We start from the raw sequence: 24,973 nt of genomic DNA, 5'->3' as shown, positions 1-24,973 counted from the left end.
ATCAATTGACCTCTATGCTATAGAGCTTGATTTTGTTGTATAAGGTTTTTCTGTCTATATTGAGTATCGATGCGGCCACGGTTTTGTTCCCCCTGGCAATTCGCAGGGCCTCGATTATTTTCTCCTTTTCGTAATTCTCTTTTTTCAAACCTTCGAGCCCCTCTCTTTGCAGTTGTGGCGACTCGCTCCGTTCCCCCACCGGGGTGTTGAACAATGCAGGGAGCACCTTTGCGGAAATCCTATCCCCCTCGGCCAGAAGACACGCCTTGAAAATCAGGTATTTCATCTCCTTGATATTCTCCTCCCAGGGATAGTTGAAGAGCGCCTCGAGCACCTCACGCTCAATTGTCACCATCTTTTTATCCAGCTCCCTGTTGACCACCTCCAGGAAATGATCAGCGAAAAAGAGGATCGCTTCGCGGTTTCCCCGCAGTGTGGGAAGCTCGATATACGACCTCAGGATCAGATCGGCAAGTTTAGGCAGCAGTATCAACTCCAGCTGCTCCTTTTTCTCTTCGGTCGTCATGATAATCTGAACGAAGTCTTCATCTTTTTTCTGGGCAGAGAGTGTCCTCAACAACATCGTCTGAATAGTTATCCCGGTTTTCTGAAGATTCTGGATCAGCAGCAATCCACCCTTTGCCCTCTCCAGCGATTGCATGAAATGGGTCTCATGGTCTCCCTTTTCACAGTTCCGGGTTAACGATTGCGGATTGAGGTCTATCGTCACGAATGGACCTGAATCGATTCGTCCACGGCTGTAGATATAGCGGGCAACCGAGGTTTTTCCCGTTCCATTGTCACCGATGACCAATAGATGCGACTCATCATGTATCACCTCGTTCACTTTGGCGGAAATTGCATCATAACATTCTCCAGGTGGCCATATCAGCGGATCGCGGAACTGCTCGGTAAAGCGTTGGTTCTCCTGAACCTTGAAGGCATCGGCAATCTTCTTGTACAAGAGTTCAGCCTCGATGGGCTTTGCGATATAATCAGCCGCTCCTAGCTTCATCGACTCCACGGCCGACTCGATATCGGCATATCCGGTCATCATGATGACCAGAATTGCCGAGTCGAACTTCTTGATCCACGACAAGAATGAAAAGCCGTCAACATCCGGCATCCGGATATCCGAGAGGATCAGGTCGTACGCCTCGTTTCTCACTTTCTGCTGTGCTTCCTGAACACTTGTCGCCGTATCTGCCTGATACTCCTTTTTTACCAACCAGGACTTCAACATCAGACAAATGGTAAGATTATCATCCAGTATTAAGATTCTCTTCATGTCGGCAGGGAAAGTTAAGGTTTTAAAGTTAGGACTGTTCGTCCGTTGATTGCTCTTTCCGGAGTTCACGGGGGATCATGATGCCCGAATAGAGCAGGAAAATTGCCCCGCTCAACATCGACAATACCCATAAATTATTTTTCCTGAACATCAGATAGGCAGCAACCATCATCAATGCACAGGAAATCACTTGAAAATTGAACAACCGTTTCCCGCGGATACTCTTGCCAGGATAGGGAGAGAAGGCGGTAGCCGCACTGAAAGCAACAACCGAAACAGCCATAACCCATGGAGCAACCGATGGAAGGAACAGATACAACAATGCAGATAACAGGATGACAATACCGGAAATCTGATAAACAATCTCTTTTGATTTATACATTAATTTCACTTTAACCTTCTTAGCAATGATTTTTAAACTGGTCCAACATATGCAATCCGACCACCAGACGGAGCCGCAAAATGAAAAAAACCGCTGACAAACCCTTCTCACCAACTTTCAGCAGAATCGGCAACATCACTCAATCACAAAGATCTCCTCGTTCTCCTTCTTCATAAAATAGTTCTCCCGGGCATATTTTTCGAGATTCTCCAAACTGGATTGGAGTTCGTTCAACTTGGCTCTATCTGTTTCGGTCTGCTTGCGATAGTATTCGATCTGTGTTTTCAGGTCACGAATCTCATTCTCGTATTTGAGTCGTTTAAGGAGGCTGCTGTCACTGAAAAAGAACAGCATGGCAATAAGAGCTATCAATATGGCCAGCTGATAGACCGATAGACTCAGCACCCTTTTTTTCATAATCTTTCCGAGGTCCATATAGCGTAGCTATTCATGAATTACATCATGCAAAATTAATCGAAATTTCAATCTTAATCAAACGATTTCGAAGAATTTAGAGAAATATTGCCGGAGTGAGCAGGCTTTTTTGCGGTTTTTGAATTATCTTTACATCAAATAAATATCAACAATTCACAGAAAAAATATGAAAAGATTCCTCTTCATCGCTGCTGTTTATCTGGCGACAGCGTTTGTAGCCTATCCCTGTACAAATTTTCTCATAGGCAAGAAGGCGTCGGTTGACGGCTCTACCTTTATCTCCTATTCGGCCGACTCCTACAGTCTCTATGGTGAGCTTTACCACTGGAAAGCCGCCAATCACGCTCCCGGCACAATGTTGAAGGTGTATGAGTGGGATACGGGAAAATATCTGGGTGAAATTCCACAGGTCCCCAAGACATATAATGTAATTGGCAACATGAATGAACATCAGGTGGCTATCGGCGAGACCACCTTTGGAGGTCGTCCCGAATTGAGCGACTCTACCGGAATCCTCGACTACGGAAGTTTGATCTATATTACCCTGCAACGGGCCAGGAGTGCGCGCGAAGCGATAAGGATCATGACCGATCTGGTAGCCGAATATGGATACTACAGTTCAGGAGAGTCATTCTCGATTGCCGATCCTAACGAGATCTGGGTTATGGAGATGATCGGCAAGGGTGTCGGGAACAAGGGCGCCGTTTGGGTTGCCGTACGCATCCCCGACGATTGTGTATCGGCTCACGCCAACCAGGCTCGAATCCAGCAATTTCCGCTGAACGATCCCGAAAACTGTCTCTACTCGCCCGATGTGATCTCGTTTGCCCGAAAACAGGGGTACTTTTCGGGAAAGGATGCCGACTTCAGCTTTGCCCAGGCTTATGCGCCGCTCGACTTTGGCGCGCTCCGTTTCTGCGAAGCACGCGTATGGTCGTTCTTCAACCGGGTGAACAAGGATATGGCCAAATATGTGACTTATGCACAGGGCAAGACAACCGACCCTATGCCGCTTTACGTCAAACCCGACAGGAAACTCTCGGTAGAGGATGTCCAGGCATTGATGCGCGATCATTATGAGGAGACGGAGCTCGACTGGCGTTTCGACGTGGGAGCAGGTCCCTTCAACTCCCCCTATCGCTGGTCGCCCCTTACCTTCGAGGTGGATTCGGTGGAGTACTGCAACGAGCGACCGATCGCCACGCAACAGACCGGCTTCTCTTTTGTCGCCCAGATGCGGTCATGGCTACCGGCACCTGTTGGCGGAGTGCTCTGGTTCGGCGTCGACGATGCCGCCCAGACTGTCTACTATCCGGTTTACTGCGGTCATACCGACGTGCCTGAAGAGATGGCGGTGGGCAATGGCGATCTGCTGACCTATTCCGAAACATCGGCCTTCTGGATACACAACTGGGTATCGAACATGGTCTATACCCGATACAGCGACATGAGCGCCGACATGCAGAAGGTACAGCAGAGACTGGAGAACAATTTCAGGGAAATACAGCCCGATATTGAAAAGAAAGCGCTAAATTTGTACAACCAATCGCCCGAGGAGGCTGTCCGTTTTCTCACCAACCACACCAACACGCTGGTAAAGGAGGGCCTTCAGGAGTGGAAGAAACTGGGCCAATACTTGCTGGTCAAGTATGTGGATGGTGTCATCAAGAAAGAAGAGAACGGCCAATTCAAACGGAACCCGTACGGACAACCCGCATCACCCACTCGACCGGGTTACTCAAAAGAATTCTACAAGAAGGTTATCGATCAGACCGGCGAGAAATATAAAGTTCAACCGATTGGGAAACAAGGAAATTGAACAAACTATCATCATATCATCATATGGATAAAGAAACATTATTAGCTCAGGTAACCAGTAAAGCCCAGTCGTGGCTGGATGGCAATTACGACGAAGAGACGAAGAGAGAGGTAAGGCAATTGCTGCAGAACGAAGACAAGCGGCCGTTGATTGATGCTTTCTACAAGGATCTTGAGTTTGGAACTGGAGGTCTACGGGGCATCATGGGGGCCGGCACCAACCGGATGAACATCTACACCGTAGGTGCAGCTACACAGGGATTGTCGAACTACCTGCTGCAGGAGTTCGCCGACCTGGAGCAGATCAAGGTGGTCATTGGCCACGATTGCCGGAACAACAGTCGCAAATTTGCCGAGATAGCAGCCGACATCTTTACTGCCAACGGAATCAAGGTATTCCTCTTTGAAGATTTACGCCCCACTCCGGAGGTTTCATTTGCCATACGCAAGCTTGGCTGCCAGAGTGGAATCATGATCACCGCATCACACAATCCCAAAGAGTATAACGGTTACAAGGCCTATTGGGAAGACGGTGCCCAGGTACTTGGTCCGCACGACAAGAACATCATCGCCGAGGTAAACCGGATCTCCTCTATCGAGGAGATCAAGTTCAACGGAAACAAGGAGTTGATCGAGATTATCGGTAAAGATATGGACAGGGCCTTTATCGAGACGGTGAAGAGTTTTGTCCTCTCGCCCCAGGCCATCGAGAACCAGAAAGATCTCAAGATAGTCTACACCCCGATCCACGGAACGGGAAGCAAACTTGTGCCCGATGCCTTGAAGGCGATCGGTTTCACCAATATCATCCATGTGCCCGAACAGGATATCACAAGCGGCGACTTCCCGACAGTAGTCTCGCCCAACCCCGAAGAGCCGGCGGCACTTGATCTGGCCATAAGAAAAGGAATCGAGACCGGTGCCGATATCGTACTGGCCACGGATCCCGATGCCGACAGGATCGGTGCGGCCATCCGCGACGACGAAGGCAATTTCGTTCTGGTCAACGGTAATCAGATGATGATCATCCTCGTTTACTACCTGATGACCCGCCGCAAGGAGTATGGCTTGCTCAATGGGAGGGAGTTTGTCGTCAAGACGATTGTCACCAGTGAACTGGTAAGAAAGATCGCCGACAAGATGGGAATCGAGATATTCGACTGCTACACCGGATTCAAGTGGATTGCCGACGTGATCCGCAAAAACGAGGGCAAGAAAAAGTATATTGGTGGCGGTGAAGAGAGTTACGGTTTCCTGGCCGACGATTTCGTGCGCGACAAGGATTCGGTATCGGCTTGTACCCTCTTTGCCGAGGTTGCCGCCTGGGCCCGGGATAACGGAAAAACGGTCTATCAGTTGCTACAGGACATCTATGTGGAGTACGGTTACTCCAAGGAGGTGGGGATTTCGCTGGTACGTAAAGGGAAAGAGGGTGCCGACGAGATTGAAGCCATGATGAGGAACTTCAGGGCAAACCCCATTAAGCAGCTGGCGGGATCTCCCGTTGTCTTGTCGAAGGATTTCGTGAAGCTCGAAAGTGTGGATTATGTCAAGGAGGAGGTAACCACGCTCGAGATGCCCACCACCTCCAACGTGTTGCAATACTTTACCGAAGACGGCACCAAAGTATCTGTCCGTCCCTCCGGAACCGAACCCAAGATCAAGTTCTACATCGAAGCGCAGGGTGGCCCCGTCACTTCACGCAAAGATCTCAGGCAGGCCGAAGCAGAGGCGGATGAAAAGATAAAAGCCGTGAGGGAGTTCTTCGGAATTTGACGAGATTGAACAATAACCGCTAAACAAAAATTGAAATGAGAAAGAAACTGACCATTGCCCTGGTGGCTCACGATCACCGAAAAGCAGACATGGTCGACTGGGTAATTTACAATTCCGACTTTCTGGCGGAGCATCACCTGGTCTGCACGGGAACAACCGGCAAGTTGGTTCGTGAAGCATTGAACAGGGAGGGAGTCTTTCCCGAAATCACCTGCATGAATTCCGGACCGATGGGTGGTGATGCTGAGATTGCCGCCATGGTGGTACGCAAGGAGATCGATATGGCTGTTTTCCTGATTGACGACCTGAATGCGCAACCGCACGAGGCCGACATCATGATGTTGCTGCGTCAATGCCGTATCCACAATGTGCCGATCGCCTGCAACCGGTACAGTGCCGACCTGATGATCACCAGCACGTTGTGGGACGATGAGACCTACAAGCCGATGGAACCCCTCTACAGAAAGTTCGACCGGAATAAACCGGAATAAATAAGTCCGGAAACAGACCGGACTCAACGAAATGGAAACCGGACGATCGTGGATCGTCCGGTTTTTCTCTTTATATTAAGGGGACGTTCGTTACTTTACAATATTCAATTCACGCACGATATGCGGCGCCTCCATGATCTTGTCGATCGTGTAAAGCACGTAACGGATATCCACGCTGATGGTACGCTGCATCTCCGGTTCGAAGACAATGTCGCCGCTCAACGCTTCCCAGTTTCCGTCGAATGCCAGACCGATCAGTTCGGCCTTACCGTTAAATACGGGACTTCCCGAATTACCACCGGTAATGTCGTTATCGGAGAGGAAGTTCACCCGCATCGTTCCATCCTTGGCTCCATATCTTCCAAAATCCCTCTTTTTGAGGGCCTCGATAATCTTTGGCTCCAGGTGAAACTCGGGGTCGTTCTCACGATATTTCTCCAGCACACCCTTTTCGGTAGTATAGTAGTCGTACCATACCCCGTCGCGTGGCTTGTAGCCTTTCACCGAACCGTAGCTCATCCGTTGCGTGAATGTTGCATCGGGGTAGAAGTTCTTTTTCGAATCCATCTCCATCAGGGCAGCCATCAGTTCCCGTTCACCCCGCATCATGTTCTCGTAGGCCGACATCATCCGTTCCGTGATCTCGTAACCCATATCCTTTGTGGACAAGGCCAGCTCCATTGCCGGATCTTGTACCAACGTCTCCGTATCTACATTCTTCAGCAGCTTCATCAAGTCGGGAAGATTGGTAAACTGCGAATTTGCAAATAACCAGTCGGCATACTTGTCGTAATCCCCGTCAAATTCCGTCTTGATCTTATTGTAGATATCGGGCAGATACTCCGCCGGGACCCTCTGCTCGTAAAGTCGCATCAATACAGGCAACACTTTCCGGTCGAGTTTGGGTTCATAATTCTTGTACGACTCGATGATCCTGTCGTTGATAAACTCGCTCTTGTCCTCTTCCGTCCCGTCCATGTCGAACTGGAGGATGGTATTTGCAAAACGGATCAGCTCAATCCCATTATTGAAGGTCTCCAGGAAGTAGGTAGTATAACGGGCCAGATCGGTGGAGCCGGTGTAGGTCTCTTCCAGAGTTTTCAGCAGATGACCATATTTCGCCCGGTTTTTCTCGTTGCTGTTGATCCAGTCCGACAACCGTTTCTCCAATTGCCGCTTCTGCGCCAGCACGTCGAGTTTCACGAGCGCTTCGTTCATTCCCATCGAGTTTTTCCAGTAGTTGGAGCTTCCTGCATACTTGTTGGCATATTTCAACCGGATGGTGTCATTCTTTGTCATGGCATCCCACCAGATATCCTGTTTGGCTCCGCGTACCTCGATGCGGGGCTTGTTCTCCGATTCCATCTGTTGTGCTATCCCGAACGAGGAGAGATAACGTTGTGTACTTCCCGGGTAACCGATGGTCATGGCATAATCGCCCTCCTTCACGCCTCCCAAGGAGACCGGCACCACATACTTTGGCCTGTACGGTACGTTATCGACACTATACTTGGCAGGCTTGTTGTTCCTGTCGGCATAGACGCGGAACACCGAGAAGTCGCCCGTGTGGCGGGGCCACATCCAGTTGTCGGTATCGCCGCCATACTTTCCCACCGACGATGGCGGGGTAACCACCAACCGGATATCGCGGAAGACATCGTAGACCACCTTGTAATATTTGTTTCCCGAATAAAAGGGAATGATCCGTGCAGATGTAAAGGGATCGTTGTCATATTGCCGGAGCAGTTCGTCCGAAATTGAGTCGATCGCCTGTTCACGTTGCACCTCGCTCAGCACCATCGGGACCTTCGGCAGGATCTGGTCAGTCACCTCCTCCATGCTGCGCAGGAAAGAGACGGTCAGCCCATCGGCATACAACTCCTGTTGCTGATTGTCGGCCTTGAACCCGTTCTTCAGGTAGTCTGCCTCAACCGAGCTCAGTTTCTGGATGGCCCCATATCCGCAGTGATGGTTGGTGAATATCAGCCCCTTGTCCGATACCGCCACGCCCGAACATCCGCCACCGAATATCACCACGGCATCCTTCAGCGAAGCATTTTTCTCGTCATAGAGTTTATTGACCGGGAAGGTGAATCCCAGCTCTTTCATTCGCGCCACACTTTCTCTGTTCAGCTCTTTCAAGAGCCACATGCCTTCATCGGCTTTCACCCAAGAGACCGCAATAAGAGAAAGGAGGAAAAACAAGAATAATTTTCTCATAATCAACTATTTAATATTAATAAATTTTCCAATGACCGGTGCCCGGCCCAATATTCCTGCCGGGAATCCCTTCTTAAGCGCAAGAACCACGTATGCAACAATCAATATCGTATTGACAGTCAAACGTATCCAAATATTTTCCACATATATGAACCCCAGCAGTATCACCGCCAGGAAGAGCATTGAAACCGAGAAGAAGAGGGCAGCATATTTCAGGTCGTACTTAATCGGATAGTGTTTCTGACCCAGCAGGTAGGAGACGATCATCATTACCAGATTGGCAAAGAATGATGCCCAGGCGCAAGCCATATAGCTGTATGAGGGGATAAACAGGATATTGATTGCCAAGGTGATTACCAGCCCCATGAGCGACATGTAGGCTCCCCATTGCGTCTTGTCGGTCAGTTTATACCACAACGAGAGGTTGAAATAGACACCAAAAAAGAGTTCACCCATCATGACGATCGGCACCACGGTCAGCCCTGCGTGATAGGTCGACTTTATCAGGTACTTGATGATATCCATATACCCCATGACAGCCAGTACCACAAAGAGGCCGAAAATTATGAAATAGCGGGTGACATCGGCATAAGCCCTCTTGTTGTCTCCGCCATCGTTGCTTTTTGCAAAGATAAACGGTTCGAAAGCATATCGGAACGCCTGTGTCATCACGATCAGGATGATCGCAATCTTCATTGAAGCACTGTAGATTCCGAGTTCCCGATAAGCCTCCAGTTTCCCGGGAGTGGCGTCGGGATAGATTTCAGGGAAAAGAATAATGGCGGCATTCTGGTTCAATATCCCGGCAACACCCAGGATCAGCAGCGGCAAGGAGTATTGTAACATCCGCTTCAACAGGGGTAACCCTCCCCACTGGTACCTGATCCTGACCTGCGAAAAGACCAGCAACGTCTGGACGAAAGAGGCGACCAAATTTGCAATCAGGATATACTCCACACTATTCTCAATCCGGTACCAGCCGAACGCACCGGGGTACCTGGCGTCAAGCAATGGCATCACGAGGAAGAAAAAGAGGTTCAACAAGATCGTGATGACAATATTGGAGAGCTTGATGGCCGCAAACCTGACCGGACGATTTTTATACCGCAGGTAGGCAAAAGGGATGGCTCCAAAGACATCGAGCGCGATAATGAAAACCATCATCACAATATAGTGCGGCTTCTCCCCCATGTTCAATCCACGGGAAACCGGGTACAGGAAGAGTAGCGTCAGGGCGACAAACAGAAGCGTCGTAGCGCTCAGACTGGTAATGGCAGTGGAAAAGACCTTGTCGGGACTCTCCTCCTGCTTGTTGGCAAACCGGAAAAAACCGGTCTCCAGACCGTAGATCAAGATGACCAGAAACAACGCAATCCAGGCGTAGAAGTTGTTCACAATCCCCATATCCGCCTGTGAAGGCAGGTAATAGGTCCAAAAAAGCGCCAAAAACCAACTCAACGACCGCTGGATTATGGTAGTGCCGCCATAGATTACAGTCTCCCTGGCAAGGGTTTTCATTCCACCCGACATATCATTTTTTTGAAAGTTCCAGCAAATGTACATAAAATTAGGTTTTCGTTTGTCCGCTTGAACCATAATTATACATCTTTTAAATGGCATAAGGTTCCTAATTTCGAAAAAAACCGTTTACTTTGTAGCTTTATTGAGGAAATCTGATTTATGGCACAAGAAGACGTTTTTAAGAAGATTGTATCGCACTGCAAAGAGTACGGTTTTGTTTTTCCCTCAAGTGAAATCTATGACGGCCTGGGGGCTGTATACGATTACGGACAACTGGGCGTTGAACTGAAAAACAACATCAAAAAATATTGGTGGGACAGCATGACCCTGCTGCATGAGAACGTGGTTGGGATCGATTCCGCCATCTTTATGCACCCTACCATCTGGAAAGCTTCGGGACACGTGGATGCTTTCAACGATCCGCTGATTGACAACAAGGATAGCAAGAAACGATACCGGGCCGATGTATTGATTGAAGAGTACCTGGCCCGAATCGACGAGAAGATCGACAAGGAGGTTGAAAAGGCAGCCCGCAGATTTGGCGAGAGCTTCGACGAAACAATGTTTCGCCAGACCAATCCCCGGGTATTGGAGAACCAGAAGAGACGGGACGAGGTTCATGCCCGGTTTGCCAAGGCATTGAACGATGGCAATCTCGAGGAGCTGCGTCAAATCATCGTCGATTGCGAGATCGCCTGCCCGATAAGCGGTACCAGGAACTGGACGGAGGTACGTCAGTTCAACCTGATGTTCGCCACCGAGATGGGATCAACCGCCGACGGCGCCATGAAGGTATACCTTCGCCCCGAAACGGCACAGGGTATTTTCGTCAACTTCCTCAACGTGCAGAAAACCGGAAGGATGAAGATTCCCTTCGGCATCGCACAGATCGGCAAAGCCTTCCGCAACGAGATTGTGGCCCGGCAGTTTATCTTCCGCATGCGTGAGTTCGAACAGATGGAGATGCAGTTTTTTGTCGCTCCGGGCACCGAACTCCAATGGTTTGAATACTGGAAGCAAGAGCGGCTGAAATGGCACAAGGCTCTCGGTTTCGGGGATGAGAATTATCAGTACCACGATCACGACAAGCTGGCGCACTACGCCAATGCCGCTACCGATATCGAGTTTCGCATGCCCTTCGGGTTCAAGGAGGTGGAAGGTATCCACTCCCGCACCGATTTCGACCTGAGTCAACACGAAAAATACTCGGGCAAGAAGATGCAGTACTTTGATCCGGAGCTCAACACCTCCTACGTCCCCTACGTAGTGGAGACCTCCATCGGCGTGGACAGGATGTTCCTTTCAGTAATCAGCAGCGCCTATTGCGAAGAGCAGCTGGAGGGAGGAGAAACCCGCGTGGTACTGAAGATTCCGGCAGCCCTTGCGCCCGTGAAACTGGCCGTATTGCCCCTGGTGAAAAAAGATGGATTGCCGGAAAAAGCAACCGAGATCATGAATGCGTTGAAGTTCAGTTTCGCCTGCCAGTACGACGAGAAGGACAGCATCGGAAGGCGTTACCGCCGTCAGGATGCCATTGGCACTCCCTACTGTGTCACCATCGACCACCAGACGCTGGCCGACAATACCGTTACGGTGCGCGACCGGGATACGATGGAGCAGAAACGGGTCACCATCGACGAAATTGAAAAAGAGATCTCACTCAAGACCGATATAAAACAGTTACTGAAAAAACTAGCCTGATCAATTGGTCTGGCCATGGCCGATTCGTACCCATTGAGATAAAAGTCCAGAAAAATGAAAATGAAGACAAAACTATATCTTTTGTTAGGGCTGTTTGCCGCCTGTCTCCTCATCTCCTGCAACGACGATGAGGATCCCATCGACGAAGCCTACAAGCTGGCCAACGAAGCCCAGTTTGCCAAGATCACCGCAGACCCCGCCTACACCAAGATCACATCGCAGTCTGCAAACGGTCATATCATGTACAAGGAGCTGGTTGACGGGAATACGGGAGAGAGACCCTATTTTTCCGACACGGTAAGTGTGCGGTATACCGGTTGGTACAAGAATGACTGGAACCGGGAGGATACCTACATCGACGGTGATGGAAACCTTGTCAGGAACAAGGTGATCTTTGACTCGACTGCCGACAACAACGGAGTCGGGAACAATATTCCCCGAACCTTCAATGTGGGCAACGAACTGATCGACGGCTTCAGTACCGCTCTCCAACACATGGAGGTGGGCGACAAATGGGAGATTTGGATTCCTTGGAACATGGGCTACGGGGCAAGCCAAAGTGGCACTATCCGCCCCTATACCACCCTGGCATTCGAAATTGAACTGGTGGATATCGTGCGGCAACAGGGTTATTCCGGCACGTAAATAATCTCGCCGTTCTCCAACTCGTATTCGATCCCTACCCGCTTCCCTTTTTGCCCCGATGACGACTGGTCTTCGGAGGGAGTGTAGCTGTTGATTTCATTCCCTTCCCGGGTGATGATTTCCATGTTGTCCTTCCCGGGATTTTTTATGATCGTGAAGTCTTCCCCGCTGAAGAATTCCGACATGCCCATGTGCATTACCAACGCCACCATCAGGGCGACGGCAAATACCATCGCCACGTCAATGAGAATGAATAAGATAAGTTTGAAATGAGCAACCATAAAGTAATAGCAACCATTGATGTATCGCGCCCTGCCGGACGTAAGATCGTGAAAGAACTGCAAAACAAAAGAGTCGTCAAACTTAAATATCCATTGCCGGAAGAGACTTCCGGTGAATGGCACGATTGGGAAGAGGTGTATGAGAAAGGAGTAGATAAACTGAGTGAATTATGCGACACCGATTTACGCGAATTAGCCGCAAAACATAATATAAACTGACAACTACAGTGTTTGTCGAAGAAAATGTGAAAGTAATCATCTGGAAGGAAAAGAAAGATGTGAAAGGAATGGCGGACACTTCCATGGGTAAGTTGCCGATTAAATTTACCCGCAAACAAGAATCCAAACAGTAACCGCTTCTTTCCTCACGACCATTTTCTTTGCCACATTGGCAAGATATTCATATACTTGTAGCTCACAGGCATAAAATAGGAGGGGATTATGAAAGTAAAAGTTATCATCGATATCACATCGTCCGAAGGAAGGGAGATTGTGGAATATTTAAAACAGTTCCCGGATGAAGTTACCTTCGAGAGTGACATCTCCGCGGTTGAAGAATCCGTGGAAGCTTATAGACGAATTCAACCATCTACCACGACCAAAACTCCTCCACCGGGTTATATGACCTCCGAAGAGTTTTGGGAGAAAGCAGTCGAGGATACCCGTAAGTTTTGTGAAAAACATGGTATTTTATAGTCAGCAAGCATTAAAAGTTCATCGTTACCGTCGTAACCCGAATACCACGTGGTATATCATTTACGACATAGATCGCGATAATAACATCTGTATTAACAAGATAATCTCAAACTATTTAACTATTGGAGAGCAAGAGTAATCAGAAAAAGAGTAGGTATGAATAGATATATCTTTTCCCTTCTTTTCCTATTTCTAGCCGGATTTATTTATCCACAAACGGCGTTGCAACGATTTATCAATAACCCGGCATTGAAACACGCGTCGGTGGGTGTCTCGGTGGTGGAGTTGGAGAGTGGAAAAAGTATTGCCGCGTACGACGAGGAGAAATCGCTTACCCCGGCATCGGTGCTCAAGTTGATTACCGCCGCAACAGCCCTGGAAGTACTGGGGGAGAACTACCGGTACAAGACCGAGATCGCGATCGACGCGGATGACCCCTCTCGGATATTGGTGATCGGTACGGGCGACCCCACGCTGGGCAGCGAGGTGTTTCCGGAAAATCCCGACGCTTTTTTTATTAACGGGGTGGAAGCGCTGAAAAAGAGTCTCCCTGCAGACAAAGAATATTCTATCTACGTGGTGGATAACTTGTTTGGATATAACGGAATTTCTCCGGAGTGGACATGGATCGATATCGGTAACTACTACGCGCCGGGTGCCTATGGCATCAGCATTTATGATAACAGCTATCGACTGGTATTTAATACCACCGACCGGAACAATCCCCCGCGCATCTTACGCACGGAACCGGAGATTAAAGGGCTTACCTTTCAAAATTCACTTTCCTTCAACACCACGGGCCGTGATAATGGCTATATCTACGGCGTCCCCTTCTCGTACGAACGATCGCTACGGGGAGATATCCCGGGCGGGAGAACCGAGTTCAGCATCAAAGGGGATATTCCCGATCCCGGGCTGTTGGTAGGAGAAACGTTGGCTGATCACTTGAAGCGCACGGGATACCGAATAGTGAAAGTGGAAACCTCCCGGGTGGATTACCTTTCCCGGAATCGCTCGAGCGGGCAACCGGTTCCCTACCGCGTGGGCAACGTGCTCTTTACCCAAGTGTCCCGCCCTTTGAAAGAGATCATTCGTGAGGTGAACATGGAGAGCAACAACCACTACGCGGAGCACCTGATTCGCACCATCGGTCGATACGGTAACAGCGACCTATATGCCGATGCCCTCGAGGAGGGGATCGAGCAAACCTTGGAACATTGGAAGCAAAAAGGGATGGACACTGCCCCGCTCCACATGCACGACGGGTGTGGGCTGGCGCCACAGAACGCGGTGAGTGCACGGTTCTTGACCGACCTGCTGGTTTACATGCACAACCGAAGCGATTGCTCCACGGCCTTCTTCCAATCGCTACCTAAAGCAGGACAAGAAGGAACGCTGCAAAATTTCCTGCGGGTTACCCGCCTTAATGGCAAGGTAATGGCCAAGAGTGGAAGCATTGGTGGGGTTCAATGTTATGCGGGATACCTGATCGACGGGAACAGGCAATACGGGTTTGCCGTGATGGTAAACAAGTTCAACGGCACCCGTCCCGAGGTGAGGAGTGCCATTGAACAGTTCCTGCTGGGGCTGTAATACCCTAATCCCACGGCAGGTGTATTTCGAGCCCTACCGTCAAGCAAAATAGGCCACCCAACTTGCCTGAAAAATCCGATCAACGACTTTACAACCCGGATTGACTTTACAATCCGGATTAGCTCTCTTTAGGCAGGTAATCAAACCAGTTGAAGTAGGCTTTCGCGTTGCTTGGTTGCCCGTTAGACGAAGCATACAACCCGATCATAACCCCGGTGAATCCGCCAGCAACCTCCGTACTCAAGTAACGAGTATCCTGTTTGCCTAACAGCCTGTATTCCTCTTTTCCCGTATCGGAAAAATAGAACGCGTACTCATTCGCGGTTCCCTCTATCTTGAGGAGCACCTTATCTCCATCCACCGCTTTTTCGGCGACCGTATAGGATAGCGAACCCACACGAACGCGTAATTGGACGACACGCTGCTCCCCTGATTTTTTAAACAACAGGTCGTAATGATGCGTGTTATTTTGCAACAACGTCATCCCCGCCTCTTCGTTATCCTTCAACGGATTAAATTCCAAGAAAGTGGCCGCCATAAAGTCGTGTTCTGTTTGTCTTCTGCATACCATAGAAACTGCGTCGGCCTCATTTAGCGTAATGGGAGAAGCGGTGATCCGTAAATATCCTTTCTTTTCTGTCAGGGAATAATTTTCTCTAACAGGATTGCGCAAGTATTGCCATTCAAAACCCAGCGTCTCTTCATTGAATTCGGTTCGAACGGGTGCCGCCTCAAACGGCTGAAGAGGCAATGTAGGCACATCCATCCGGAGGGATACCGTGCCGTTCCCGTTTACCTGCGGCCATCCCCCGGCCGGCCAGTCGACCGGCGCCAGGAAAGTCTCCCGTCCGAGTACATGATAATAAGCAAATTGGTGTGTGACCCGGAAACCGAGAAACACCATCCACCAGGAACCATCTCCGGCCTGTACCATATCTCCATGTCCTACACCCTGGATACGGTTGGCCTGACCCCTACGATTGGCATGGGTAAGTATCGGATTAAGCGGACAGGATTCATAGGGGCCGTACAGATTTTTGCTCCGCCCGATGGTCACGCTGTGCATGTATTCTGTGCCACCCTCTCCCAGCATCAGATAATAATAACCATCTTTTTTGTAAATGTGGGGTGCCTCTGGGAAACGTCCGCCGATACCTCCCCAGACAAGACGCTCGGGAGCCACTATTTTACCGGTCTTTATGTCGATTTCGGCAACCCGGATTCCTTCATCTCCCTGCGTCACAAAATAGGTTCTGCCATCGTCGTCCCAAAAGATATCTGGGTCAATGCTGTTTATATCTACCCAGGTAGGTTCGCTCCACGGACCTGCAGGATCTGTGGCGGTACAATAGAAATTTCCGCCCCCCGACACATTGGTGCAGATCACATAGAATAACCCTTCATGATAACGTAGCGATGGCGCGTACAAGCCTGCTGAAGCAGGTGCTTTATGCAATGGCAGTTGGGAGTCCCTAGTAAGGCAATGTCCTATTTGCTGCCAGTTGACCAGATCTTTACTGTGATAAATAGGCAATCCCGGGAAATATTCGAAAGAAGAGGTCACGAGATAAAAGTCGTCATTCACCCTACAAATACTTGGATCAGGATTAAATCCCCTTATTACAGGGTTTTTATACCCGTTTTGAGCCTGCATATTGTTGATAGCACATACGGTCATCGCTATGCAAATAATAGTTTTCACTAAATTGATTGCCCTCATATAATTATTATTTTTCATGAAAGTATCTTCCACTCAGTTTCAGAAAGGATATTTTCCCTCTTTGGCTCCTTTCAAAATGCCGTCCATTGCATAATTGTCTTTAATTTCACCCGTATTTCGATTTACTACTCCGCCTGTCTCCCAATAGAAAGGAACCATTCCGTGATTCTTGGCTTCGCGTGTCACGGTTTCGTCGTAGAGATTGCGGGACTTGTTGTGTGCCTCCTGATGTTCTCCCAATCCGGTACGCATCGTGATAGCACCATACTCACCCAGGATGACAGGGATACCTTTATCCACGAACTTCGTCTTCATTTTGGCAAACAATGATTTCATTTCTGCTTCGTCACCGGAAGTGGCATTGCGATCCGATCCGGTTACAGAGTGGGTTCCCCAGAAGTAAGCCATCCTACCCCAGCTTTCATCCTGCGTCAGACCACAGAATGTCCACGGATTGTAATAATGCACTTCGAGCATCAACCGGTTGGGCACAACATCCGTCGGCATATCGCCAAACAGATTATTGGTCATGTCGATATCGGTATTAGGGCCTTGTACAATCAGGTTGCGTACGGCATTGTTTCCGCCTGTGGCTCGTACCGCATCGATGAACGTCTGTAGGTATGATTTCAATACGACCATCTTCTGGGCGTTATCCACGTTCGGTTCGTTGGTGCCGGCAAAGAGCAGATGTTCATCGTAGTGGTTCAGCCTGTTTGCGATCTGAGTCCATAAAGCATGCTGCTTCCGGTTGTTTTCCTCCTGCTTGTCGGGTGTACAGTTATTTTCCAGCCACCCTCCATCCCAATGGATGTTGACGATGGCATACATATCGTTAGCTACACAATAGCCCACGACCTCGTTTACACGATCCAACCAACTATCCTTGATTTTATACGTTTCAGCATCTTCGATATACTGGTCCCATGAACACGGAATACGTATAGCGTTAAAGCCGAGTTCTTTTATTTTCTTTATATAGTCTTCGGTTACTTTGGGATTACCCCAGGCCGTCTCGCCACCAATGGCTTCGAGTGTATTTCCTATATTCCAGCCCGCATACATTTTAGCCGCCAATACCAGGGCGTCGCTCTCCATTCCAACGTTCGGGATACTGCTGGCAAGCTGGTTTACGGTTACGGTTTCCGTAAGGCTTCCCAAAGTGAAAGTGATGCTTCCCGTGCGAGGGTCGCCATAGTTGGCAGCCACGTTGAAGGTCAAGGTTTGTTCCGTCATAGCAGCACGAGTGGTTACTTCGGTAATCCAGCTATCGTTGCAGGCAACGGTAACCGCGCCATTTGCCGTCAACGTGATTTCAATTTGGGTGCCCTCTCCGGCCACATCATTGAATGTAGTTGGCGTGATACTCAATCCATCAGCAGCGGTTTGCACCACGTTTATGGTTTGGGTAATATTGCCTCCTTTCACTGTTATCGTAGTGGAGCGGTCATCGGTATCCGGATTGGCATCTACCGTAACAGTGTATTTATAAACGGCACCCGAAGCAGATGAAGCCGGTGCCACCCGGCACCAGCTTTCGTCGTTACTTTTTACCTCCAATGCTACATTTGATTTTACAGACAGTGTCTCGGTTCCTCCTGTTTTGGAGAAAGTCATCTCCGATTTGGCCGGTATGATTTCCGGCACTACCGGCTCATCATTGCCGGAACAGGCTGTCGCGTAAAAGAAAATCGCCAGGAGCAAAGAAACTCCCATAAAATGTTGCCTAACGAGATCCATCATTCTATTTTTACAGAAATATTAGTGAGTGTAAAGTTACCCTCTTTTAATTGATTCAATGTTACTTTCAGCTTATCACCCTCTAAGTCGAATTAAGAGTGGCACTCTCAGCAACTGCTCTCACATTGGCATCCCATACCCAGCCGTTGGACGTATAGTCATCACCGAAAGTGGAAGGACTTGTCGATCCCCCTGAAAAACCGGGAGCTCCACCCACCCAGTCAACAAACCAGTGAACATCGGGTTTGAACGTTTTTCCTGCAAACGCATTTTTCCATACTTTCAATGGATCGGTTGTGGTACCACCCCCTGCCGAGGGAATCAGATGATAGGCCATATATTCCGGTTTTTCCGGATCGCGGGCTCCCAGCCATATCCCCGAAACGCTTCCAGAGGCATCTTTTTCTATACTCATGATACGCAATTGACGGTTGGCATCGAGATGGAAAGATGCCCAACTGATAATCGAAAAATCAGGAACAGTCTCATCAAAAGTATAGATCCCTTTATCGTTCAATGAATAGCCCATTGTCAGTTCCTTTCCGTCAGGCAGCTTGAAAGTTGCCTCCATATCCTCGGAGTTGAGTGCCAGGCTGAAATCTCCATAAACGGTAGGATCAGGGGTTCCCAACCAATCCGGATAATCTTCGGGTTTATTCCATCCGTTCATTCTTGCTCCGTCCAAACCACACCAATCCAGCGGATTGGCTTCCGATAATTTCCATACAATGGTTTTCTGAACGGTCTGTGACACATCATCCATCCAGTTATCGGGAAGCGATGGTTCGGGTTCTTCCTGCTCACCCGGAGTCCAGTTGTCATAATATTCCTTACTAATGAAATTATAAACCAGCAAACAGGCTCCCTCTCCCGACAGTTCGGGATCGCGTAATACAGCCAATTGCAATGTATTTTCGGTAAGCGACATGATCTTGATGTCTCCCCAATCTATTACTACCCCGTCACGGTTGATATCGTGCAAGGGCGAGGCATCTGTCATCCTTAAAGTATGGTCATCCACATCGAGCATATAGGTACCCCTTTCTATTCCTCTCGACGGGATCGTTTTATGTTCTACCACCACATTTGCACCGTCTCTCAAATCGAAAGTCATTGAGCCAAAGTCGGCTGCATCCATCAACCAGCTATTGCCCGGCCAGTCGGGGTTCCAGTTCCATGAGTCACTCCCTTCAGGCAGTGTAACGCCATTGGTCACTGTTTCCCAGCTATCATCGGTTCCATAAAAATACAATGGTCCAATGAAGTAACGGCTCACTCCATCTACATCGAGATCGAGATACCATGTTTTAGCATTGCCTACACCGCCTGAAAGCAATGTCCATAATTCATCGCTTACAAACTCAGCATAGAAGTCATCAATCGTAAAAGTAACAGGATTTCCATATACTATCCCTCCCCGTGTTTCTACTCCGAATTTTACTTCGTATGTGCCGGGGAACGCTATTTTTAATGTTATTTTCTGCTTTTGGCTGCGTCCCTGAGGGTGATTCCACAGGGGGGTATATCTGCTATCCATCAGACTGGAAAGATAGACGATATTGGGGTTTGATGCATCATGTTCTATCTTGAATGCAATACCTTCCACCAGGTCGTCCGGTGTTACATCCTTGGGACCCAAATCATATTGTTCGGGTGTACAAGCGAAAAAAAGTATAATTACGCTTGCTATCAATATATATATAGATGATTTCAGTTTCATATGGTTATTTTTTCTTGTTGGTGTATGGAAGACACATTATTACCATCCCGGGTTTTGAACCAGCATACCGTTTGCCAGCGTTATTTGATTATACGGGATCTGACTAAGTCCTTTTGTCGCACGGATCCGGTCAGCCCTGATAGAGACTACATCCTGGGAACCCCCACTATACACGGGGATCTCAGCCGCAAGTTTATTGGCTGCGTAGTCTATTCCCTGGCGGAGCAAATCCCAATAGTTGATACTTTCGAACGCAAATTCCAGACGGCGCTCCTGTATAATATTCTCTTTGGTTACAGGAAGTGCCGCGTAATTAGAAGAAAGCACGCCGTCGGAAGTATAAGCACGCTTACGAACAGCGTCAAAGTAAGCCTGTGCGTTCGGGCTTCCCAGCTCGGCCGCCATCAGTAATACATCGGCATACCGAATAATTACATAATCCTGGTGGTTGGAAATCTGGAAATCGCCCGATCCATCTGCTTTCGATGCGGAAGTCCCGTCGGCAAAGCAGAGCGGTGCATATTTTTTCACGGCATAGCCGGTATATTCACGTTGGTCTTTGTAGCTGGCTTCATAATCAGCAAGCCCGGTAATACCTTCGCCGACCATGTCGATGATGGAAGCACTACGGCGAGTATCACCGGTTTGGAATTCGCTTACGAATGCGGGATTCACAGTCAATCCTCCCCAGCCTTTTCCGTAAGGAGGGGCATTCAGACTGCGCATACCGACCATTACCTGCCAACGGTTGCCGTCGTTATTCCCATTGTAGTCTTGCGAACTGGTAAATTTCATGGCAAGAATGGTTTCGCTGTTACCATCACCGGCATACGTGCCGAGTAGGGTTTCCATATCACCGATTTCAGCCACACCGGCCGATGCGGCAGGCCACAGGTTCTTGAACTCGCTGACCAAGCTGTATTCATTCGAAGCGATGATCTCTTCCAATGCGGCCAGGGCTTCCGCTTTCGTGGCGCCTTCCGGTTCGCTACCGTAATAGCCGGTATAGTAGAGGTAAGCCCTGGCAAAAAGGGCGGCTGCAGCATACCGGGTGATATGCCCATCGTTGGTTGCCGCGTTTGCCTTTGGATAGGCATCGGCGGGAATATTTTCCATGGCATATTTCAGATCTGCAAAGATCAGCGCGAAGACGTCGGCAGGATCGGCTTGCGGCCTGTTCTCGTTCACCGGTTCATCAAACAGGGGGATATTTCCCCAAAGGCGAACCATGTCAAAATAAAGCAGGGCCCGGATGGTGCGGCACTCGCCCATATAGGTGCCACGCTTACTCATTGTCTCGTTCCAGCTAATTTGTTCTTCGCGGGATATCAGTTCATTACAGCGATAAACCGCGGCATAATAGTTCCTCCAATCGTTTTCAAACATGTTCAGGTCGGCCGGTGACTGCGATATGTCGAATCGGTCAATGGCCTGATAACCTCGCCCGTCGGCATTGCCGGTTCCACCGAAGCATTCATAGCCCATAGTTTCAGCACCCAGATAGAAGCCTATCTGCACATTCGAAGAGGTTTGGCGCCACCCGTCGTAACAACCAATCAGTGCGCGCCAAGCATCCCTTTCGTTCTTGTACGAGGTGCCAGTTGTAGACTCGGTTTTAGACTCCACGTCCAGGAAACCATCGCTACAGGAGGCTGTTCCCAGTATCAGGGAGAGTACGACTGCTACTAGTATATTGTATTTCATCTTGTTCATTTTATTATCCATTAGTTAATTAGAATTTAAGACTTACACCGAAAAGAATCGTTCTTGGACGAGGATAGTATCCCACATCAATGCCCGACACCCAACCATCCGTACCATAGCCTATTTCCGGATCCATGCCTTCATACTTTGTAAAGGTAAAGGCGTTTTGCACCTGTGCATAGAGACGTGCCTGACTGATGAATTCGTGCTTCACAAATCGGGAGAAGTCATATCCCAGGGTGATATTACTGACACGTAAATAGTCTGCATCATGAACAAAGAGGTCGGAGAACTGCCAGTTGATGTTCTGTTCGGTCACACGGGGGATTCTGTTGCTTGTACCTTCACCGGTCCAGCGTTGAAGTATGGCAGTGGTATAGTTGGCATACTTGTTGGTGAAATTCCGGTAGGACTGTACGATCTGCTGACCGGCTGCACCGCTAGCCTGAAGAGAAAAGTCAAAACCTTTATATCCGAAACCAAGATTGAAACCGTATGTAAAGTCGGGCATCCCGTTACCCAGATTTACCTTGTCGTGATCGTCGATTACACCGTCATGATTCACGTCGATATATTTCACATCACCGGGTTTCACGTCATTCTGGAGGACACCGTTGCCGGCAGCAATCCAATCTGTGATTTCCTGTTCGTTCTGGAACAGGCCATTTGTTTTGTATCCCCAGAAATACCCAATAGGTTTACCATTTTCCGCACGATAAAATTCGGGGGTATTATCATATAACTGGTTGGTTTGTCCGTGAATGATACCGTCTTCGGTAGGGATCTCTCCTACTTTGTTTTTATTATAGGCACCATTCAGGCCAATATTATAACTGAAGTCTTTGTTTATACGATCGTTCCAGGTCAATGCCAGTTCAATCCCGCTATTCTTTACACTACCACCGTTGATATAAGGAGCTCCCGCGCCTACTGTTGCCAGGATAGGTGCCTGAACCAGCCAGTCTTTGGTATTTTTCGTATAGAGATCGAGATTTACTCCAAGCCGGGTGTTGAGCAAGTAGGCATCCAACCCGATATTGGCTTGTTCGGAGGTTTCCCACGTTACATTTTCATTGGCTAAGCGATTGGGATATGCACCCCAATTGGTGGCCAGTTCTTTCGCAGCATTCTCATCGTTATATCCGCCTGTCCCGAACAGATAGTGGGTATTGCTGTTTTTCATCGGAGCCAGATACTGGTAGTTGGCTATGTTTTGGTTGCCCACTTGTCCCCAACTGACACGTAGCTTGAGGAAATTGAGCCACGATGGAACGTTCTCCATAAACGGTTCATTGGTAAGTGTCCAACCGGCAGAGATAGAAGGGAAGTATCCGAAACGGTTACCTCTGGCAAACCGGGAAGAACCGTCGGCACGCAACGTAGCATTCACCATATAGGTTTCTTTCCAGTTCCAACCCAAACGACCGAAATAAGAAACACTGCGCGATTCATCATGAGGGTTGCCTGACGCACTTAACCCATCCGTACTGGAAGAAGCCGTTCCATTATCGATATAGGCATATTTCCATGTGTCGAAACCTTCTTTCAATATGCCATTTCCCGCTCCCAGGTAAGTGCCTTCGTAACGATAGGCTTCCATACCCAGCAATGCATTGAAAGCATGGTTATTCATTGTCCAATCGTAAGTCGCCGTGTTTGTCCAGGTCATGCCGAGTCCACGGTTCATATTCTGTGAAACACTGGTACGGGTATCGTTATAGCTATAAATACTGAAATGATAGAGAGGGGTAAAGCTGCGGTATTCACTTGCATTGTAGACGGCACCAAATACAGTACGCAATTTCAACCGCTTTATCGGCTCAATTTCGGCATACAGGTTACCGTTGAATGTGCCTGCCTTGTCTTCGTTGTTAGTATTGGTCATCATAAGACCATAGGGGTTCCCGTCTCCGTTATACCAGTCGCTGTTGCTTGTGTCGTTGTATGGTGAATCATACATATTATTGTCACTATAAACCGGGGTCAGCGGTGATACACCAAAAGCGCCTCTTAACGTATTGTTATACTGGTTGCCTACGTTGATACCATTATTTATCCTGTATATGAAACTCACCTGTTCGCCGACTTTCACGAAGCCGTTAAACAGCTTATGTTCGGAGTTGACCCGGAAATTATAGCGTTCATAGTTGGAGACATCGGCACCACCAACGATCCCTTCCTGATTCAAGTAACCCAATGAGATGGCGTATGTGGAAGTGGCCGATCCTCCGGTAATACCCAATGAATAACTTTCAGTTTTTGCATTCTTTTTAAACATCCTGTCCACCCAGTCGATATCATACAGATTGCCGTTTGCGTCATAAATGGACTTGAAACTGCTCCAGTCGTAAGCCGCATTGCCACTGTTCAATGCCTGTTCGTCCATGATAGTCATATATTGGGTCGCATTCAACATATCTGCTTTACGGGCTACATTTTGTACTCCATAATAGGCATCGAAGTTGACTTGCGCTTTCCCTTCCCTCCCGCTTTTTGTGGTGATGAGGATTACACCATTGGCAGCCTGTGCACCATAAATAGCGGCAGATGCTGCATCTTTCAAAACGTCGATGCTCTCGATGTCGGCAGGATTCAGGGTTGATATATCTCCACCAATTCCGTCAATCAGGTAGAGGGGGCTGTGGTTTCCGACTGTACCCAAACCGCGGATTACCACCTTCATATTCGAACCGGGTTGTCCGGAGGTAGAGGTGATATTTACTCCGGGGGTTTTTCCCTGCAGGGCCTGCAAGGGACTAATAGTATTCATTTTATTCAGTTCGTCGCCTTTTACCTGAATGGTTGCCCCGGTAGATAATTTCTTTGCCTGTACGCCATAACCAATTACAATTAATTCGTCGAGGACTTCAGTATCTTCTGCCAGGCTTACATTGATTACATTTTCACGTACGGTCACTTCCTGGGAAATAAATCCGATGTAAGAAAAGACAAGTGTTTGCCCTGTATTTACGTTGATCGAATAGTTCCCATCAATATCGGTTACCGTACCGTTATTTGTCCCCTTCACAAAAATGCTTACCCCGATCAACGGTTCCCCGTCGGTTGCCGAGACCACCGTACCCGTAATGGTATTATTTTGCAAAGGTTCCGCATGCAGCGTCACCGGTTTTAATAAGATCAGTGACACACCGATTAAAAAACAGTATAAATAACGATTATTTATACTTCGTTTGCAATTCATGTTTATCATACTTTAACAATTAATTAGTTTAATAGTAAAC

The 24,973-nt window shown here is 48.5% G+C and carries 19 protein-coding genes; 8 read left to right on the top strand and 11 right to left on the bottom strand.

The features are described from left to right. Window position 1: 1 nt before the first annotated feature. From ING2E5A_RS05855 to ING2E5A_RS05845, 3 genes are all read right to left on the bottom strand, one after another. The gene (locus ING2E5A_RS05855; RefSeq protein ID WP_083373216.1) at window positions 2–1,288 is read right to left on the bottom strand and encodes a sigma-54-dependent transcriptional regulator; all 1,287 of its coding nucleotides are present in this window, start codon (window positions 1,286–1,288) and stop codon (window positions 2–4) included. A gap of 28 nt (window positions 1,289–1,316) precedes the next feature. Continuing rightward, on the bottom strand, window positions 1,317–1,670 hold the full coding sequence (locus ING2E5A_RS05850) for a hypothetical protein (RefSeq protein ID WP_083373215.1): 354 nt from the start codon (window positions 1,668–1,670) through the stop codon (window positions 1,317–1,319). Between the two features lie 135 nt (window positions 1,671–1,805). Continuing rightward, window positions 1,806–2,087, bottom strand: a complete 282-nt coding sequence (locus tag ING2E5A_RS05845) for an FtsB family cell division protein (protein ID WP_161941958.1) — start codon at window positions 2,085–2,087, stop codon at window positions 1,806–1,808. 184 nt (window positions 2,088–2,271) lie between these two features. Here ING2E5A_RS05845 and ING2E5A_RS05840 point away from each other — a divergent pair, with 184 nt between their 5' ends. Genes ING2E5A_RS05840 through ING2E5A_RS05830 form a run of 3 tightly spaced genes read left to right on the top strand, consistent with a single transcriptional unit; the run spans window position 2,272 to window position 6,190 of the window. Then, a complete protein-coding gene (locus tag ING2E5A_RS05840) occupies window positions 2,272–3,924 on the top strand; it encodes a dipeptidase (protein WP_071136602.1) in 1,653 nt (550 codons plus the stop codon). A gap of 23 nt (window positions 3,925–3,947) precedes the next feature. Further along, on the top strand, window positions 3,948–5,699 hold the full coding sequence (locus tag ING2E5A_RS05835) for a phospho-sugar mutase (protein ID WP_071136601.1): 1,752 nt from the start codon (window positions 3,948–3,950) through the stop codon (window positions 5,697–5,699). A 35-nt stretch (window positions 5,700–5,734) separates the two neighbouring features. Beyond that, window positions 5,735–6,190 carry a methylglyoxal synthase gene (locus tag ING2E5A_RS05830; RefSeq protein WP_071136600.1) on the top strand — a complete coding sequence of 152 codons (456 nt, stop codon included), beginning with the start codon at window positions 5,735–5,737 and terminating at the stop codon, window positions 6,188–6,190. A 90-nt stretch (window positions 6,191–6,280) separates the two neighbouring features. Here ING2E5A_RS05830 and ING2E5A_RS05825 read toward each other — a convergent pair whose 3' ends face one another. Both ING2E5A_RS05825 and ING2E5A_RS05820 read right to left on the bottom strand, forming a co-directional pair. Next, the gene (locus ING2E5A_RS05825) at window positions 6,281–8,410 is read right to left on the bottom strand and encodes a S46 family peptidase (RefSeq protein WP_071136599.1); all 2,130 of its coding nucleotides are present in this window, start codon (window positions 8,408–8,410) and stop codon (window positions 6,281–6,283) included. Between the two features lie 6 nt (window positions 8,411–8,416). Beyond that, a complete protein-coding gene (locus ING2E5A_RS05820; protein WP_231960451.1) occupies window positions 8,417–9,928 on the bottom strand; it encodes a polysaccharide biosynthesis C-terminal domain-containing protein in 1,512 nt (503 codons plus the stop codon). A gap of 162 nt (window positions 9,929–10,090) precedes the next feature. On the opposite strand from ING2E5A_RS05820, the gene ING2E5A_RS05815 reads away from it, so the two are divergent. Both ING2E5A_RS05815 and ING2E5A_RS05810 read left to right on the top strand, forming a co-directional pair. Continuing rightward, window positions 10,091–11,632 (top strand): glycine--tRNA ligase, encoded by a 1,542-nt coding sequence (locus ING2E5A_RS05815; protein ID WP_071136597.1) that lies wholly within the window; start codon window positions 10,091–10,093, stop codon window positions 11,630–11,632. 54 nt (window positions 11,633–11,686) lie between these two features. Continuing rightward, complete coding sequence (locus tag ING2E5A_RS05810; RefSeq protein WP_071136596.1) at window positions 11,687–12,277, top strand: FKBP-type peptidyl-prolyl cis-trans isomerase; 591 nt, start codon at window positions 11,687–11,689, stop codon at window positions 12,275–12,277. Here the strand turns inward: ING2E5A_RS05810 and ING2E5A_RS05805 are convergent. Continuing rightward, window positions 12,262–12,558, bottom strand: a complete 297-nt coding sequence (locus tag ING2E5A_RS05805; protein ID WP_071138222.1) for a DUF2149 domain-containing protein — start codon at window positions 12,556–12,558, stop codon at window positions 12,262–12,264. The two genes, ING2E5A_RS05810 and ING2E5A_RS05805, sit on opposite strands and share 16 nt — an antisense overlap. Here ING2E5A_RS05805 and ING2E5A_RS15285 point away from each other — a divergent pair. The 3 genes from ING2E5A_RS15285 (at window position 12,547) to dacB (ending at window position 14,847) form a co-directional block, all read left to right on the top strand. Beyond that, a complete protein-coding gene (locus tag ING2E5A_RS15285; protein WP_154670044.1) occupies window positions 12,547–12,777 on the top strand; it encodes a hypothetical protein in 231 nt (76 codons plus the stop codon). The genes ING2E5A_RS05805 and ING2E5A_RS15285 overlap by 12 nt on opposite strands. 222 nt (window positions 12,778–12,999) lie before the next feature. After that, window positions 13,000–13,254 carry a hypothetical protein gene (locus tag ING2E5A_RS05800; RefSeq protein WP_071136595.1) on the top strand — a complete coding sequence of 85 codons (255 nt, stop codon included), beginning with the start codon at window positions 13,000–13,002 and terminating at the stop codon, window positions 13,252–13,254. A gap of 156 nt (window positions 13,255–13,410) precedes the next feature. After that, the gene (gene dacB / locus ING2E5A_RS05795) at window positions 13,411–14,847 is read left to right on the top strand and encodes a D-alanyl-D-alanine carboxypeptidase/D-alanyl-D-alanine endopeptidase (protein ID WP_071136594.1); all 1,437 of its coding nucleotides are present in this window, start codon (window positions 13,411–13,413) and stop codon (window positions 14,845–14,847) included. A 118-nt stretch (window positions 14,848–14,965) separates the two neighbouring features. On the opposite strand, the gene ING2E5A_RS05790 is transcribed toward dacB, so the two are convergent. The 5 genes from ING2E5A_RS05790 to ING2E5A_RS05770 all read right to left on the bottom strand — a co-directional run bounded on the left by ING2E5A_RS05790 (window position 14,966) and on the right by ING2E5A_RS05770 (window position 24,933). Further along, a complete protein-coding gene (locus ING2E5A_RS05790) occupies window positions 14,966–16,525 on the bottom strand; it encodes a glycoside hydrolase family 43 protein (RefSeq protein WP_154670106.1) in 1,560 nt (519 codons plus the stop codon). Between the two features lie 81 nt (window positions 16,526–16,606). Next, on the bottom strand, window positions 16,607–18,310 hold the full coding sequence (locus ING2E5A_RS05785) for a cellulase family glycosylhydrolase (RefSeq protein ID WP_071136593.1): 1,704 nt from the start codon (window positions 18,308–18,310) through the stop codon (window positions 16,607–16,609). A gap of 79 nt (window positions 18,311–18,389) precedes the next feature. Beyond that, window positions 18,390–20,027, bottom strand: a complete 1,638-nt coding sequence (locus ING2E5A_RS05780; protein ID WP_154670043.1) for a hypothetical protein — start codon at window positions 20,025–20,027, stop codon at window positions 18,390–18,392. 39 nt (window positions 20,028–20,066) lie between these two features. Next, window positions 20,067–21,740 carry a RagB/SusD family nutrient uptake outer membrane protein gene (locus ING2E5A_RS05775; protein WP_071138220.1) on the bottom strand — a complete coding sequence of 558 codons (1,674 nt, stop codon included), beginning with the start codon at window positions 21,738–21,740 and terminating at the stop codon, window positions 20,067–20,069. Between the two features lie 19 nt (window positions 21,741–21,759). Continuing rightward, window positions 21,760–24,933, bottom strand: coding sequence for a SusC/RagA family TonB-linked outer membrane protein (locus ING2E5A_RS05770; RefSeq protein WP_071138219.1), 3,174 nt, complete (start codon window positions 24,931–24,933; stop codon window positions 21,760–21,762). Window positions 24,934–24,973 lie beyond the last annotated feature (40 nt).

This window comes from Petrimonas mucosa (genome assembly GCF_900095795.1).
In the GTDB taxonomy this organism is placed as follows: domain Bacteria; phylum Bacteroidota; class Bacteroidia; order Bacteroidales; family Dysgonomonadaceae; genus Petrimonas; species Petrimonas mucosa.
The sequence above is the reverse complement of the archived record's forward strand: the minus strand, read 5'-3'. Positions and strand labels throughout refer to the sequence as shown.